This window comes from Psychrobacter sp. CX5 (assembly GCF_057621535.2).
Map to the genome: position 1 here is coordinate 1,787,060 of NZ_CM177735.1, position 16,380 is coordinate 1,803,439.

Genomic DNA, 16,380 nt, shown 5'->3' on the forward strand with positions numbered 1-16,380 from the left:
AACGCTTAAACATTAAACGTTTTTTAACAAGTTGGGTTATCCTTGCTTTGAGTGGTTTAATTCTTAATTTAGGGAGTAGATTATTAAGATCAAAGCAATTATGAATATTAGGTAGATAAAATGCTCTAATCTCATATACAACTGATTTAAAAATTTTAGAATCTCATTAAAGTTTTAGTGGTAATATAAAATACAGTAATAAAGACCACTTCGAAATTTGAATGATAACAAGCAAGCATAATACTACTGCTCAACGTCTATCCTCTTTTTGATATCTTAATTTTTCAATCTTACTAATGCGCCTTAATAACACCTAAAATCGGAGAAAAATGATGATTAAATATGTCCCAGATGTTACCTTTAAAACCCGTGTGCGTGATGAGTCTATCGGCGGCGACAATCCCTTTAAGTGGTATGACCTAACCACAGATGAGTTATTTGCCAATAAAAAAGTGGTGGTGTTTTCATTACCTGGCGCTTTTACGCCAACGTGTTCGACCAGTCATCTGCCTCGCTATGAAGAACTTTACGATGAGTTTAAAGCGCTCGGTATCGATGAAGTGGTTTGTATTTCTGTCAACGATGCTTTTGTGATGTACCAATGGGGCTTAAAGCAAAATCGTGAAAACGTCTTTTTGCTACCTGATGGCAATGGCGAATTCACCCGCAAGATGGGCATGCTGGTGGATAAAAGCAATCTGGGCTTTGGTATGCGCTCGTGGCGTTATTCGATGTATGTCGATAATAAAGAAATCAAAAAAGCGTTTGTTGAGCCTGATTATGGCGATAATTGTCCCATCGACCCGTTTGAGGTGTCTGATGCCGATACCATGCTTAAGTATTTAAAAGAGAATGTTTAAGCGCATTTGCATTAATAGCGTACACTTAGCAAACTAAATAAAAAAGCCATTCAAGCTTAACGTTTGAATGGCTTTTATTTTATTTGATGAGAGTAGCTATTTTGACTGGCAATGATACCCTTATCAGAAAATCCCCTTTAAGGTATTTTCTCTTTCGAACCTAAAATTGCAGTGCAATTTTTTAACGCTTCTCAAATCGAGGATAGCGGTAACACCATGTTTTTGAAGAGTTTTATCGTGGTATGAGTTATGCGTTATTGAATAATATAGAGGTGAACGGTTGTTTAAGCCTAGCGCATCTGGTTTCTATTCATAGATAAATTAGTATAGTCTAAAGCATAATGTGTAGTCGTAGGGTGCGCCCAGCGCACCAACTCGATTATTAGAAGATAATTCAAACGTTGGTTAGGACAGCTTGCAAGAAATTTTTTATCAGTGGTTTTATAATTTTAAAATCGTCCTTTTAAATGGTGCGCGGTGCGCACCCTACGGGACTTGCTATAAACTGAACCTATGATATTAATATATGATATGAGTGGTTATATTTATAAAATATCTTATGGTTTTAAAGACTACTAGGGGTCTATGATGAACTGGGTTGTTGAAAATAAAGAATGGTTATTCAGCGGAATATTAGTATCCTTACCTATAGCTTTTGCAGGATGGTTATTTACAAGAAAAGATTCTAAACATAGTCAGAAGAGTGGCGATAACTCTACTAACATACAGGTAGGAGGAGATATTAATGTGGAGTCCAAAAGTCATGACAAGTAAAAACGTACAGAAAAGTGGTAGTCATTCTACTAATGTTCAAGTAGAAGGAGATCTTAATCAAGGTCTTACTTACACAGAAGCAAGGCAGGTAGCAGAAGATGTATTTAAATCTAACTTCTATGTGCTTTCAGGTGAGGCGAAAAAGGTAGCTACTGAACGTGCCGAATATATTATTGAAAAATTTATAAGTAAAATGCAGTCTGATAATCCTCATGGAATTAATGTCTTAAAAGACCCTGACTTCCAATATAATTTATTTACAGCACAATCTCACTATGCTAGGAGTGGGGACAAAGAACTTGCAGATTTATTAGTTGATCTATTGATTCAACGAAGTGAGAAAGAAGAGCGTGATATTTTACAAATTGTACTAAATGAATCCGTCGAAGTAGCTTCAAAACTAACAAATGACCATCTATCAATTTTAAGTCTCGTTTTTATTATAAGAAATACTGTTAACCTTGGCTTGATTTCATTCGTTAAATTAGGTGAATACTTAGATAATTATGTAAAGCCTTTTAAAGAAATTCTTACAGATAATGATGTTCCTTATAAGCATCTCCAGTATTTAGGCTGTGGTTCAATAAGTGTTATTCATAATGATTTAGAAGTGATTTTAGGTAAAAATTATATAGGTTTGTTTCAAGAAGGATTTGATGCGACAGTAGTAGAAGAGCTGGGTTTGAGTCAAGTTCAAGCACAAAAGCTATTTGTTAATTGTCTAAATGATAACAGTAAGCTTCAAATTAATGCATTGAATGAAGATTCTTTGAATAGAATTTTTGAGGAAATTGAAATTGAAAACCAAATAGAGCAAAAATTAAATAAGATGTTGGAAAACCATAAAATGAGTGACGATGACATAAAGTTAAAAATTATTGAAGTTCGACCATATATGAAAGATATTTTCGAGAAATGGAATAAATCGTATATAAAAGCATTTGATTTGACGAGTGTAGGTATTGCTATTGGTCATGCAAATCTGAAGAGAAATTTAGGGTCTTTAGGAAATTTATCGATTTGGATTAAATAGAGTTCGTAAACTGAGTGGAGGTAGCGATATTCAACGAATTATTTTCTTTTTGTTGGGACTCATTACCTCGTCGCCAACCTACTGCTTACTTTTAAGTACATTCTAAACGCTTAAATTTAATTTTTACACTAACGTTACATCGGAGGAGCGGTTTAGCCCCGATTGCAGTGGATATCCTTATTTGACCACTAGATTGCGGTGACTTAGCCAGAAGCGTTATCGCTTTGCAGGAACGATTCTAGCTTGTAGTCACTGCTCTAGAAAATCATAGATTTTCTCTTGCGTCAGGGTGAAGCAATGCTTCACTTTATCCCTCCTCAGGGCAAGCAAGATAGAAACGTAAAGCAGGAAATAGCTACTAATGCGCCTCATCCCAATTCTCACCAACCCCAGTTTCAACCAATAACGGCACGGCAAAATCAATATCCCAGCCCAATTGCTTAGCCGTATCGCTAAGCACATCTTGCATAGCATGTTTAATCAATTCGCCAATCTCATAAGCTTTATCGCTATCCACTTCAAACACCAATTCATCATGCACTTGCAATAGCATTGTGGCGTTATCTTTGGGTAATACCTTGTCCACGGCTATCATCGCCAGCTTAATAATATCAGCGGCGCTGCCTTGAAGCGGGGCGTTAATGGCGGCACGTTCAGCACCACGGCGTACCATTTGATTGCTATGATTGATATCGGGCGTGTAGAGTTTACGACCTAGAATAGTCTCGATATAGCCTTTTTCAACCGCACTGTTTCGAGTATCTTGCATATACTGTTTAACACCAGGGTAACGCTCAAAGTATTGATTGATATAGTCTTGCGCCTCACCTCGGCTCATCTGTAATTGCTTGGCCAAACCAAACGCACTCATGCCATATAGCAGTCCAAAGTTGATCGCCTTAGCGTTACGACGCTCAGTCGGGGTAACCTCATCAACCGTTTTGCCCAATACTTCAGCGGCAGTGGCGGTGTGAATGTCCAGCCCCTCTTTAAAAGCACGAGTGAGGTTTTTATCGCCAGAGAAGTGCGCCATTAGACGTAGCTCAATCTGTGAGTAATCCGCTGCTAATAGCACACGACCTTTAGGCGCGATAAAGGCTTGACGAATTAGGCGACCCGTTTTGGTGCGAATCGGGATATTTTGCAAGTTAGGATCAGTCGAAGACAAACGCCCTGTACTGGTCAAGGCTTGATGATAGCTGGTGTGTACACGATCGGTATCTTTGTCAGCCACTGCATCAAGCGCATCGGTATAGGTGTTTTTAAGCTTAGCAAGGCTACGATACTCTAGTGCAATCTCGGCAAGAGGATGGTCAATCTTCGACAATACGGCTTCGCCCGTTGAGTATTGCCCTGATTTGGTCTTTTTACCACCAATCACGCCTAATTTATCGAACAACACTTCGCCCAATTGCTTGGGTGAGCCAAGATTAAACTCTTCACCCGCCTCATTGTAAGCTTGAGTCTCTAACTCAACAATCTCTTCATCGAAGCGCTCGGATAGCTCATTTAAGAATGACCGTTTAATCATAATGCCTGCCGCTTCCATTTGACACAATATCTGCGCCACAGGGATTTCCAGCTCATGTAATAGACGCTGGTTAACGGCATCGTCTTTAAGCTTATCAGAGAACAGCTCAAACAATTGATAGGTGATATCGGCATCTTCACACGCGTAATCACTGGCAATGTCAATCGCTACTTTATCGAAGGTCACTTGCTTAGCGCCTTTACCAGCAACGTCTTCAAAACTAATGGTTTGAGTGTGTAGATAGTGGCGGGCTAGGTCGTCCATACTATGTCGGGTAGCAGCAGCGTTTAGAACGTAGCTAGCCAGCATAGTATCCATCAACCAATTCATACCATTCCCAGATAATGCCCTCTCTTTGTTAGACTCGCTTGCTGTACTAGGCGTACTATCTTCGCTCGTCTGCCTCGATAGAACACTATCTGGAAACGGTAGGTCGAGATTTAAATTTATGCCATATTTCGAGAGTACATGGGCATCATATTTTAAATGTTGACCAATTTTGCCGATTTCTGGGTTTTCTAAAATAGGTTTGAGTTTGGCAAGCACCGTATCTCGATCTAGCTGTTTGGCTATTAATGGATCAACTTCGGCATCTGCTATTAGAGCAGCTTGTTCCGCCTCTTCCTTCTTGTTTTTAGCCTTTTTCATAGGCTCATTATAATCGACATGTGCTAGCGGCAAATAATAAGCCTCATGTGCCTGCAATGAGAAGGATAGTCCAACAATCTCCGCTTCTCGCCAATCAATACTGGTAGTTTCAGTATCGACCGCAAAGTAGGGAGCGCTTTGTAACTTGTGGAATAAAGTATCTAACATGTTTTCATCGAGCACAGTGTGCCAAGATTTGTCATGGGCTTTACTGTTTTTGATATGCTCAATGATTGACGCCTGCTTTTGAGTTTGCAGGGTTTTCGCCACTTGCGCTTGTGATTCCGCATTGGCCTTACTATCAGACACACTGTCACTGCTTGAATTAGCAGGGTGATTGGGATGATCCAGCGAGGCTAATTCATTTTTGAATTCAAGCTCGCTATATAAGTCGCGCAATTCCTCAACAAATGCACTTGGATCAGTATTAATACGTAAGTCTTCCCAGTCTTGACCGATGTCTAAGTTGGTAATAATGGTCGCAAGCTGTCTATCCCGAGGGATATTATCGGCAAACTCGACCAGTTTTTCCCCGACTTTACCTTTGATGTCGCTGGCATGAGCGAGGATGTTATCCACCGTGTCGTATTTTTGCAGCCATTTAACGGCTGTTTTCTCTCCAACACTTGGAATACCCTTGATGCCGTCTGAGGTGTCACCCATCAGCGTTAATAGATCAATCATTTGATTGGGCTTAATGCCGTATTTATCTTCCACACCTTGTACATCGGTAATCTTACCTGAGAAGCTGTCTTCTAATAACACACAGTCGTTAATCAACTGCATCATGTCTTTATCACCACTAGATATCACCACGTGGTGCCCTTCTTGCACCGCACGATGCGTCAGCGTACCAATGATGTCATCCGCTTCCGCCCCTTCAATGCGTAATAAAGGAATACCCAACGCCCGTACCAACCGATGGATATAGGGAATCTGTTCTGCCAATTCGGCATCCATCTTAGGACGATTTGCCTTGTAATCTTCTGACATGGCATGACGAAACGTCGGCGATTTGGTATCAAAACACACTGCCATATGAGTAGGGTGATAGCGACGCATCAGTTTCAAAAGCGCATTGAGCGTACCACGGATGGCATTGGTCATAAGACCTTGGGTGTTCATCATGGTTTTAGGGAGTGCATGATAGGTACGGAACAAGTAATACGAGCCGTCAACTAAGATAAACGGTGGTTCGTCTTTATTGATATGACGAGTATCCATCATTGCCACATTGGGCATATCATCAAATGTTGGCAATACGTTGGGGTCAATTGCATCATGTGAGGTGTCAGTGGTTGTCTCTGGCGTTTCAGTATTGGTAGGGTTATTTTCAGAAGTATTATCGGTCATAAAATGTCACTTAATTAGTTTTTATATGTCGTGTTGAGAGGGGTCATTTAGAAGAGGTTATGGGGTTAATAATGTTTCATTATAACGAAAAAAACAACTATAGTCGTCGGTAAACTAAAGAGCGACAGCGTTAACCTCACTAAGCCTACTCCCGTATCATATTGCTACTTGCACTCGGTTGCCTTGTAACCATTTTAGACTTCATTGACTGTATCTTATTTAGTTTCCTATGACTATCTCGATAGGGGAGATTGCAGAATGGTTTTACAAACAAAAAACCCAAATCACACTAAGGAGACTTGGGTTTCGATATTTTAAAATCAATAAGCCACGTTAAAAAGCTTATTCTCTCAATAAATGAATGACTTAATTTACAGTTTAAACTTTTATTTTACTTCTGACGTCACTTCGACATCGATATTACCACGAGTGGCTTTAGAATAAGGGCAAACTTCATGCGCTTTTTCAACTGCCTTTTGCACATCATCAGCACTAAGGTCAGTATTGCTGGCGATAACATGAATTTTAGCAGCTAAGCTGTATTGATGGTTTTCGCTTTGGAGTAAGTCGACTTCCACTTCTGTGGTCGAATCAAACTCAACACCTTGCATTCTTTTAACCACGCCCAATGCGCTGTCAAAACAAGCGCCATAACCCATTGCAAAAAGCTGTTCAGGGTTGTTGCCATCGCCTGTGCCTGGCGGTGTCATATTAATTACTAAGTCACTGTCACTAACCTTGGCTGAACCCATACGTCCGCCAGAGACTGAAGATTTAGTTGAATATAAAGTTTTCATAATTATTCCTTTTGGTTTGTGATATAAAATGATTTTTGTTTTTTCTAGCCGCACTAGATTAACAACTACATTAACAAAAATGACTGCTATGAATGGTTGTCGGTTGTAAGTGTTTGCTAGCAGTTTGTAAATTGATTTAAATCTAAGTATCAGTGCATTATTGATTATTAGCTAATATTCATAAATACAGTATGGGTAAAATTTTTGAAGATGAGTTGTGCAGTTACTATCTTAATACTAGAACTAATGAGATCGCATCGGTTTGTTTTTTTTGCTAGGTTTGGTGATTGGTTCAGCAGTCAAATCGTTGTCTTTTATCAATGCTAAAAGTTGATGATACGCTTGATATCTAGCACTACGAGTGCGATGAGCGGTCACTCTTACCACCTCGCAAGGATAGCAATTGGGCAAATGGGCGACTAAAGTAAAGTTGACACTATTGGGTTCACCTTTTTTACCACAAGTAAAAGACTCTTTAAGCGCAACAGGCGCATGAAAATGCTGACGTAATCCTAAAGTACATTCTTTTTTAAGTTGCTCAAGGCTAAGCTTAATATTTTCAGCTTTAGAAAAATACTGGGGTAAATAATGCTGGGTAAAGCCAATAGTCGCATCGTGTAATAACTGTATTTTATTATCTTGCCGTAAGCAGTCAATCAAAATGCAGTACAACTGCCAGCAAACACTATTAAATTCTGTATTTTGTTTTCCCACTCCTTGACGGATATAGTTTTCAGCCGATTCTACTAGTCCGATATGTTGGCAAAAGTCGGTTAATGCAGCACTGCCTGCAAACAGTTTGCTATATAGCTGATAGCTCGTTGCATCGTCATAGCCCTTTTGATGTAGCCAGTCAAAAACTTGTAGGCGTAAAACAGCCTCGCCTCTTAGCATGGCAAGCTGCAACGCATCAGGAAAACTATAGTCACTCTGTAATTGTGCATTGGCGTTAGCATGGGATTTGATATGGGACTTAAATAGAGTGCTATGACGACTTAAATAACCTTTTAAATTATTGGTTAGCTGATACAGATGCTTTGCCATATTGGCTGAGTGCCCAGTTAGTTAAAATAAAACAGATAGATAAAATACAAAAGAATACCGACATCATTTTAGTAACTAAAATAACGCATAACTAATAGCTTGATGACTGGTAATCATTTTTGCATCGTCTGATGGTAGAGCAAAGGTGATTTAAAATTTTAACCAGTCGCTTAATTAGATATAACATCTTACCTGCACTGATATTATTTTAGTAAGCTAATATGGAGCGGACGAAGGGACTCGAACCCTCACCCGAGGGGGGCAACCCTCATTTCAGGCATTGAAAACCTGCGTGCTACCTTTACACTACGTCCGCGTGAAAGAATTTTAATAAATTTGATAATATCAGCTAGGTGTAGAAAATAAAACAAGTAATATTATTTTTTATAACAGACCGTAGAGCGTGTTGAGATATAAGGTGATAGAGGAAAAAAATGATAACACTTCTGTTAAATAATCTTTGACATTGTTTATTAACTTCAGCAAAATGAGATAAACCAACAACCATGGAACTACAGACCATAACCTAACCCTTAAGCCGATACCCTATTGTGAAGCTTCATTACTTAACTAAAGTATAAATGAACCTTCATCAACATAATTGGTAAATCATGGATTGCAAGCGGTGGAATATTGCCACCCATAGTGTCAGACGAACCCCATTACCGCAAATAAGCGGGCGCATGATGGCATCTAAGCTGGCAAGATGAGCTGGAGTAAACCTTATCCCAACCCAAATCACTTAAGCCACAAACTTAAGCAGCATAAGGCACATGATCCAACTATAAAATAGGCTCTATCAAGCCGACCCGTTAGACTAAACTCTGTATAAATAACATGAAAAAAACACACTCAAACAGGAAATGTAGCATACGCAAAACTATTAACTTAGCGTCTTGAGCTACGCTAGTAGGTGTTGTAAGTATTGTCGCCATAACTGGCTTTATGATGACAGCACAAGCTACTGATACTAACCAAAATACAAATGTTAGTCACAACCCTACTAAGGGTAGTGAGGGAACTGTTTTACAAAGTCAATTTGCTGCAGGCTCTCCAGAAAGAATACAGGAGCTAAGAGATTTGATAGATGTATGAACAGATGAGTTAGGATTTATGTATTTTTATGAAAACTATCCTGAACTAGCTGAAGCTATGATAAAAGAATCATATACTAATATGTTTGCTGGATACCCTGAGTTAACTACCTACAAAAAAGTAGTCAATATGTTAGCTTGAGCTATCACGGGTGAACTAGAGGGTAGGACTAATAGGGTATGAAAAGCTTTTATGGATAAGTTTTTGAAAGTTAACACTCTTGATGCCATTAATAAAGATGGACAAGATGGATTGGCTAAGCTTTCTGCATGACTTGATACTCATATGCAAAATGAAATTGAGAAGCTAGATAATGAAATAGCAGAAGAAAAATTAAAACAAGCAGAAGAAAAACTAAAACAAGCAGAAGAAAAACGAAAACAAGCAGAAGAAAAACGAAAACAAGCAGAAGAAAAACGAAAACAAGCAATATTACAAGATATAAATAAAAATCTGGATAGATTGAAATAGTTTTTTAAAATAACTTCATTGCTTATTGATGTTTCTTGGGGGAGGTAGTCCTACCTATAACCTATCCGTAACTCACGGTTCTTAACCACAACAAATATTTGTAAGAATACGATGTGACCGCTAGCCCTGATAGAAGCGGTAGCTTGGTGGGTTGTGGGGCATACAGCACTTTACACAAGAGTGGTCGCTTGAATAATGGAACACGCTTGTGTTTAAGTGCTGTGCCCCACAGGCAACCAACTACAAGCGAATAGCAGGAATAGCTTCATATACTATTGATATTCTTATGGATTAACGATTGTTTAAGGCCTTGGTTAATTGCTAAAGCGTTTTTGACTATTCTATCTGCATCATTCCCTAAAATCCGCTACAATACGCTCAATAATTTCTCATCACTATTAATATCACAATATTGTAAGCTGAAACCCTATTATGAGCGTAGATCCAAAGACATTAGCCAAAGAAGTTACCCAGCGTCGTACTTTTGCTATTATTTCTCACCCCGATGCGGGTAAAACCACCATGACTGAAAAATTATTGTTATGGGGTAAAGCCATTCAGGTGACGGGCGAAATCAAAGGCCGAAAATCAGACCGTCATGCCACCTCTGATTGGATGAGCATGGAGCAGGAGCGGGGGATTTCGATCACCACATCAGTGATGCAGTTTCCCTATAAAGATCATATCGTAAACCTGCTCGATACCCCAGGTCACGCTGACTTTAGTGAGGACACTTACCGTACGCTAACAGCGGTGGATAGCGCGTTAATGATGGTCGATGGGGCGAAAGGTGTCGAGGAACGGACTATCAAGCTGATGGAGGTGTGCCGAATGCGCGATACACCGATCATCTCATTTGTGAATAAACTAGATCGTCAGGTACGAGACCCGCTTGAGTTGTTAGATGAAATTGAAACGGTGTTAAAAATCAAATGTGTGCCTGTGACTTGGCCCATCGGTATGGGGCAAGACTTCGTTGGCGTATATCACTTAACTGAAGATAAGACTTATCTCTATAAAAAGGGTCATGGTGGTGAAATTACCGAGATTGAGACTCGTGATGGCTATGATTACCCCGATATTCGTGAGCGACTAGGGGATCTTGCGTTTGCTGCCTTTGAAGAGTCATTAGAGCTGGTGCAAATGGCACTTGAAGACTTCGATGTTGAGGCGTTTTTAAAGGGCGATATGACCCCTGTATTATTTGGTACGGCTTTGGGTAACTTTGGGGTGAATATGGTACTGGATACGCTTATTGAGTACGCACCGCCACCCAAAAGTCATCCGGCCAATGAGCGTGTGGTTGATGCTGACGAGCCGATCTTTAGTGGATTTGTGTTTAAAATTCAGGCCAATATGGACCCACGTCATCGTGACCGTATAGCCTTCTTGCGGGTGTGCTCAGGTAAGTATGAGAAGGGTATGAAGATGAATCATGTCCGCTTGGGTAAAGAGGTACGCATCTCAGACGCACTGACCTTCTTAGCAGGCGATCGCGAGGCTCTAGAAGAGGCTTATCCAGGTGATATTATTGGTCTGCATAATCATGGCACGATCAGTATTGGTGACAGCTTTACAGAAGGTGAAGAATTGAATTTCACCGGTATTCCTCACTTTGCGCCTGAGTTATTTCGCCGTGTGGTCCTAAAAGATCCGTTAAAATCTAAAGCCTTACAAAAAGGTCTGCAACAGCTCTCAGAAGAGGGCGCCACTCAAGTATTTATGCCACAGATTAATAACGATTTGATACTAGGAGCAGTCGGTGTTCTTCAGTTTGAAGTAGTCGCACATCGCTTAAAAGAAGAGTACAAAGTTCAGTGTACCTTTGAGCCTGTGTCGATTGCTACCGTCCGCTGGATCCACTGTGATGATGAAGCCGTACTGGCGAAGTTTAAGAAAAAAGCACACGATCAATTGTCGCTAGATGGTGGTGGTCATCTGACCTATCTTGCGCCCAGTCGCGTTAATTTACAATTGATGCAAGACCGCTATCCAGAGATTACCTTTAGCAGTACTCGCGAGCATTAATCGTGTATTAAGTCTTAGTTATCATTACACTGGGTGTATCTAATCGCCTTTAGCATTACTATTAAACGCCTTTACCTGTTGAAAGTAAGGGCGTTTTTTTAAGCAGTGTCTTGTCAATCATGCGCGCTTGTATATTAGAGAGGTTAGAAATTGGGTCTAGCTCCAGATAAGCGTGCCACGTTTAATTAAAGACGTCATTAAACGAGAGATTATGGTGATAAAGGTGATTATCAACACGCCCTATCTAAATAGGGTCTATTTATTGAAACTCTAAGACCATCCTCTTTTTCCATCACTTGAAAACAATATGACCACGACATAATCACGACTTAGCCGATGATTTTAAGTACAAATCTTGAAAAGACAGTAAGTGAAGTCTATCAGAATGTTGTAAGATATAAAAAAACAGGTAACATCTAGTATTAATTTACATATTAAATGAACACATTGATAGGGAGGTCTTTAATGACTATACCAGAAAATAACAGTGACAATCACAACCACAGTGACAATAGACAATGGCAGCTAACCGCCTTAACTGAGGCCTTAGGTGATCTGAAGCTCACCATTGAAGATAAACTAAGTGTGGGGCGTGGTAAAGACAATGACGTGGTGCTAGGTAGCAAACAGGTGTCTCGTCAACATGCTCAATTAAGTGTGCGTGATAACGATCTTCTCATTCAAGATCTAGGCTCATCTAATGGAACCTTGGTCAATGATGTGAAGCTTGTACCGAATCAAGCAACGACATTAAAATTAAATGACGTAGTCACTTTTGCTGCATTTAGCTTTCAAGTGGGTCAAACCGAAGTAGTACAGTCTGGGTTAGGGTCATCACAACCTGTCGATACCGATCCTAAATCTAACTTCGCTGATAAGCCTGACTCATTAGAAACTGCTGATGCGCGGAAGCACGCAAAAGAAAACCAAGAAGCAGTCGATAAAGTTGGGCTAGAGGACATGAGTAACGCTGAGCTTGAAGAGAAGCTTGAAGCGGAATTAGAAGAGCCGATAGCATACGGCAACCCGAAGAAAAATCATCTACATACCGATAGCACTGAGCACTTTGAAGAGCTTGCTGCTGAGGCTGATCCAGAAGTTCATAAAGCCAAGCAAGCCGCAGCATCTCAATTATCTGCCACCACAAATATTCGCGAAGATGTGCAGGAAGTATCAACGGATTCCTCAAAACCTGTTAACTCCAAACCTGTTAAAGAGCGTCAAGCGACTGAAAAACCAACCCAGTCTTTTAATACAGTCGGGGAGCAAAAAGATCATAAAGTTGCTCACATAACAAATACGCAACAGCCTGCAAAAAATGTAAATGCTGGAAAAGGAAAGGGATTTTTGTGGTTAATCTTGATTTTAGTGGCTTTAGCCATCGCATTATGGCTTTATAACGGAGGTATGTAAGCACTAATATTCAAAAATATTGAATTATTTTAAAAAAAAGTAGTTTTAGGGGTTGTGTTTTATAAAATATTTGCTAGAATACTCCCCACTTTGAAGGAACAAGCCGACTTAGCTCAGTTGGTAGAGCAACTGACTTGTAATCAGTAGGTCGCCAGTTCGATCCCGGCAGTCGGCACCATTCTTCAGAGTATTATGTTTTAAGCTATCATGCTTTAAACAGATTTGCTTAGTCGCAAATCAGTAAAACTATTGTCTATATTAGTTTTACGCCTTAGGTGGGGTTGGGGAGCGGTCAAACCCAACAGACTGTAAATCTGTCGCGAAAGCTTCGAAGGTTCGAATCCTTCCCCCACCACCATTTTCTAGTTGTATTTTCAAAACTTGTTCAAGCAACACATTGTTCAGTAACAATCTACCAATAACAGCATGCACTGCCAGTACCTATTGATAGTGTAGCTAAAATAGCTGTGACATTGCGGGTGTGGTTTAATGGTAGAACCTCAGCCTTCCAAGCTGATGGCGCGGGTTCGATTCCCGCCACCCGCTCCAATATATAATTTAATCATTAAATAGCTCGTAATGCTCATATAGCTCAGCGGTAGAGCACTCCCTTGGTAAGGGAGAGGTCTCGAGTTCAATTCTCGATATGAGCTCCACTATTTATATAACTAATAATATAAGCATAAGAATAGTCAATTTGACTAACAAGGTTCACACTGAATACCCATTATAGATTTAAGAGCAATAATTAGCTAAGCAAGCATAGCATCGTAACTGTTAAAGCTTGGTCTAGAGAAGCTTTTAAATAGGTTTAAGTATTTACAAGGGCAACCAATGACCTTGCACCAATTAGATTACGCAGTTAGATAATTATTTGATAGGCAGCACTTAGTGTTGCCTTTTAGTGTTGTAAATGACTAAATAATAATCTCAATAAAGTTTTATAATAAGACATTATCACCTGTTATAACTTGCAAGCACTACTTATCGAGTACTTTTTTATTGTGCAAGTTCTTATTGTAAGTATGAATAAAACTTAATGATAACCCTAAAATAACCTGTAACTTAACAAAACTTAAGAGGATACACTCATGGCAAAGGCCAAGTTTGAAAGAAACAAGCCACACGTCAACGTCGGAACAATCGGTCACGTTGACCACGGTAAAACCACCCTAACTGCCGCTATCGCAACCGTAGCAGCAAAAACGTCAGGCGGCGAAGCCAAAGACTACGCGTCTATTGACTCAGCACCAGAAGAAAAAGCACGTGGTATCACCATCAACACCTCACACATCGAATATGACACAGAAGCTCGTCACTACGCACACGTAGACTGCCCAGGTCACGCTGACTATGTTAAAAACATGATCACCGGTGCTGCACAGATGGACGGCGCTATCCTAGTTGTATCAGCAACTGACGGCCCAATGCCACAAACACGTGAGCACATCTTGTTATCACGTCAGGTAGGCGTACCATACATCATCGTATTCATGAACAAATGTGACATGGTAGATGACGAAGAGCTACTAGAACTAGTCGAAATGGAAGTACGTGAATTACTATCAGACTACGACTTCCCAGGCGATGACACCCCAATCATCAAAGGTTCTGCTTTAGAAGCCCTAAACGGTAACGATGGCAAATATGGTGAGCCTGCAGTAATTGAACTCCTTGAAACCCTAGACACCTACATCCCAGAGCCTGAGCGTGACGTTGATAAGCCATTCCTAATGCCTATCGAAGACGTATTCTCAATCTCAGGTCGTGGTACCGTAGTAACTGGTCGTGTAGAATCAGGTATCATCAAAGTAGGTGACGAGATTGAAATCGTTGGTATCCGTGACACTCAAAAAACCACCTGTACCGGTATTGAGATGTTCCGTAAGCTACTAGACGAAGGTCGTGCTGGTGAGAACTGTGGTGTACTATTACGTGGTACAAAACGTGAAGACGTACAACGTGGTCAAGTACTTGCTGCACCTGGTTCAATCACACCGCATACCAAGTTTGACGCCGAAGTATACGTACTATCAAAAGAAGAAGGTGGTCGTCACACGCCATTCCTAAACGGCTATCGTCCACAGTTCTACTTCCGTACCACTGACGTCACAGGTGCAATCACCTTACAAGACGGTACAGAAATGGTTATGCCAGGTGATAACGTTGAGATGAGCGTAGAGCTAATCCACCCAATCGCTATGGACAAAGGCTTACGTTTTGCGATTCGTGAAGGTGGCCGTACGGTAGGCGCTGGTGTTGTTGCAACAGTTAAAGACTAATTGTTGTTATAAAACGAGTTATTTGTTAATAACTCGCTAAGCAATACCTTGCTAATCAATACTAAGAAAGCCCCTCTCATTTGAGAGGGGCTTTTAGTTTGAGTTTTATATAGAAAAGCTTTTCATTATGTATTTAGGATAAAAAAGTTTCCTGTAACGTCTTATACAACCACTTCTATTTGGATAACAAGTGTTTGAAAGCGAGATACAGGGTATGTCTTTAATAATCCCTATTTACATCAATAACAACGCTTGCATTCCCAAAAAAAGATTGTATAATAGTCAACCTTAACTAAAGGCGATTGGCTCAATTGGTAGAGCATCGGTTTCCAAAACCGAGGGTTGGGGGTTCGAGTCCCTCATCGCCTGCCACTTAATTAACTGTCTAAGCTTACTAGAAAGCACTCTTCTTTTACCATACAGATAGGCGGTTTTAATACTATCGTCTAAGTCGTAAGGCAATTCAATTATGAGCAATCAACAAGATAACCAAGATAACACGTTATCTGACGCGAAGCAGAGCGCTCATAAAACGCTGGGTAAAGTTATTCCTAGTAAAAGTAAAAGTGCTGTGGAAGTTGCTAAAACTCGATCACCAAAAGATATTGTGTTATGGTTTTTAGCTTTTGTTGCTTTAATAAGTGCCACTTTAGTAAATTATAAATTACCGGGTATTTGGCAGCCTGCTAATGATATCTGGGTACGCATTGGAATAATTGCTTCATTGGTGGTTTTCGCTATAATTTGTTTGGCATTAACCAATCAAGGTCGTAGCTTTAAGATATTGCTAAAAGATGCCAGTATTGAGCTACGAAGAGTAACCTGGCCAAGCAAAAACGAAACCATTCAGTATACATGGCAAACATTATTAGTCATCGGTATTGTGGCCGTTATTGTATGGCTATTAGATAATTTATTTAATAGACTAGTCGGTATATTTATCGGTTAAGTCTATCAGTATAAGTTTAAATTATTCGGGCTGTGCTTATATTAATAGATAAGCATAACAGCCTGTTTTTTTAATCAGTATTTTTTTTAGTAATCGTTTGAT

At 40.0% G+C, this 16,380-nt stretch carries 10 protein-coding genes and 5 tRNA genes; 12 read left to right on the plus strand and 3 right to left on the minus strand.

Annotation, left to right across the window (positions count from 1 at the left end; translation table 11 throughout):
* The first annotated feature begins 329 nt into the window (after nucleotides 1–329).
* Nucleotides 330–860, plus strand: a complete 531-nt coding sequence (locus AC21OG_RS06965) for a peroxiredoxin (protein ID WP_486547543.1) — start codon at nucleotides 330–332, stop codon at nucleotides 858–860.
* Nucleotides 861–1,605: 745 nt separating this feature from the next.
* Nucleotides 1,606–2,667 (plus strand): LPO_1073/Vpar_1526 family protein, encoded by a 1,062-nt coding sequence (locus AC21OG_RS06970; protein ID WP_487377950.1) that lies wholly within the window; start codon nucleotides 1,606–1,608, stop codon nucleotides 2,665–2,667.
* A 358-nt stretch (nucleotides 2,668–3,025) separates the two neighbouring features.
* Here the strand turns inward: AC21OG_RS06970 and polA are convergent, their stop codons facing one another.
* The 3 genes from polA to AC21OG_RS06985 all read right to left on the minus strand — a co-directional run bounded on the left by polA (nucleotide 3,026) and on the right by AC21OG_RS06985 (nucleotide 8,040).
* Complete coding sequence (gene polA / locus AC21OG_RS06975; protein ID WP_487377949.1) at nucleotides 3,026–6,199, minus strand: DNA polymerase I; 3,174 nt, start codon at nucleotides 6,197–6,199, stop codon at nucleotides 3,026–3,028.
* 386 nt (nucleotides 6,200–6,585) lie between these two features.
* On the minus strand, nucleotides 6,586–6,996 hold the full coding sequence (locus tag AC21OG_RS06980) for an Ohr family peroxiredoxin (protein WP_486547539.1): 411 nt from the start codon (nucleotides 6,994–6,996) through the stop codon (nucleotides 6,586–6,588).
* Between the two features lie 243 nt (nucleotides 6,997–7,239).
* Nucleotides 7,240–8,040, minus strand: a complete 801-nt coding sequence (locus tag AC21OG_RS06985; RefSeq protein WP_487377948.1) for a hypothetical protein — start codon at nucleotides 8,038–8,040, stop codon at nucleotides 7,240–7,242.
* Between the two features lie 1,380 nt (nucleotides 8,041–9,420).
* Between AC21OG_RS06985 and AC21OG_RS06990 the strand changes: the two genes are divergently transcribed.
* From AC21OG_RS06990 to secE, 10 genes are all read left to right on the plus strand, one after another.
* Nucleotides 9,421–9,606, plus strand: coding sequence for a hypothetical protein (locus AC21OG_RS06990; RefSeq protein ID WP_487377947.1), 186 nt, complete (start codon nucleotides 9,421–9,423; stop codon nucleotides 9,604–9,606).
* Between the two features lie 432 nt (nucleotides 9,607–10,038).
* Nucleotides 10,039–11,634: a peptide chain release factor 3 gene (locus AC21OG_RS06995; RefSeq protein WP_487377946.1), complete on the plus strand. Its 1,596-nt coding sequence runs from the start codon at nucleotides 10,039–10,041 to the stop codon at nucleotides 11,632–11,634.
* Nucleotides 11,635–12,099: 465 nt separating this feature from the next.
* A complete protein-coding gene (locus AC21OG_RS07000) occupies nucleotides 12,100–13,047 on the plus strand; it encodes an FHA domain-containing protein (RefSeq protein ID WP_487377945.1) in 948 nt (315 codons plus the stop codon).
* Nucleotides 13,048–13,149: 102 nt separating this feature from the next.
* A tRNA-Thr gene (locus tag AC21OG_RS07005) sits at nucleotides 13,150–13,225 on the plus strand.
* Nucleotides 13,226–13,321: 96 nt separating this feature from the next.
* A tRNA-Tyr gene (locus tag AC21OG_RS07010) sits at nucleotides 13,322–13,405 on the plus strand.
* A 117-nt stretch (nucleotides 13,406–13,522) separates the two neighbouring features.
* Nucleotides 13,523–13,596 (plus strand) — tRNA-Gly (locus AC21OG_RS07015).
* Between the two features lie 32 nt (nucleotides 13,597–13,628).
* Nucleotides 13,629–13,703, plus strand: a tRNA-Thr gene (locus AC21OG_RS07020).
* 435 nt (nucleotides 13,704–14,138) lie between these two features.
* A complete protein-coding gene (tuf, locus tag AC21OG_RS07025) occupies nucleotides 14,139–15,329 on the plus strand; it encodes an elongation factor Tu (protein ID WP_486546896.1) in 1,191 nt (396 codons plus the stop codon).
* A gap of 296 nt (nucleotides 15,330–15,625) precedes the next feature.
* Nucleotides 15,626–15,701 (plus strand) — tRNA-Trp (locus AC21OG_RS07030).
* Between the two features lie 97 nt (nucleotides 15,702–15,798).
* Nucleotides 15,799–16,278 carry a preprotein translocase subunit SecE gene (gene secE / locus AC21OG_RS07035; RefSeq protein WP_487378312.1) on the plus strand — a complete coding sequence of 160 codons (480 nt, stop codon included), beginning with the start codon at nucleotides 15,799–15,801 and terminating at the stop codon, nucleotides 16,276–16,278.
* The last annotated feature ends 102 nt before the right edge of the window (nucleotides 16,279–16,380 follow it).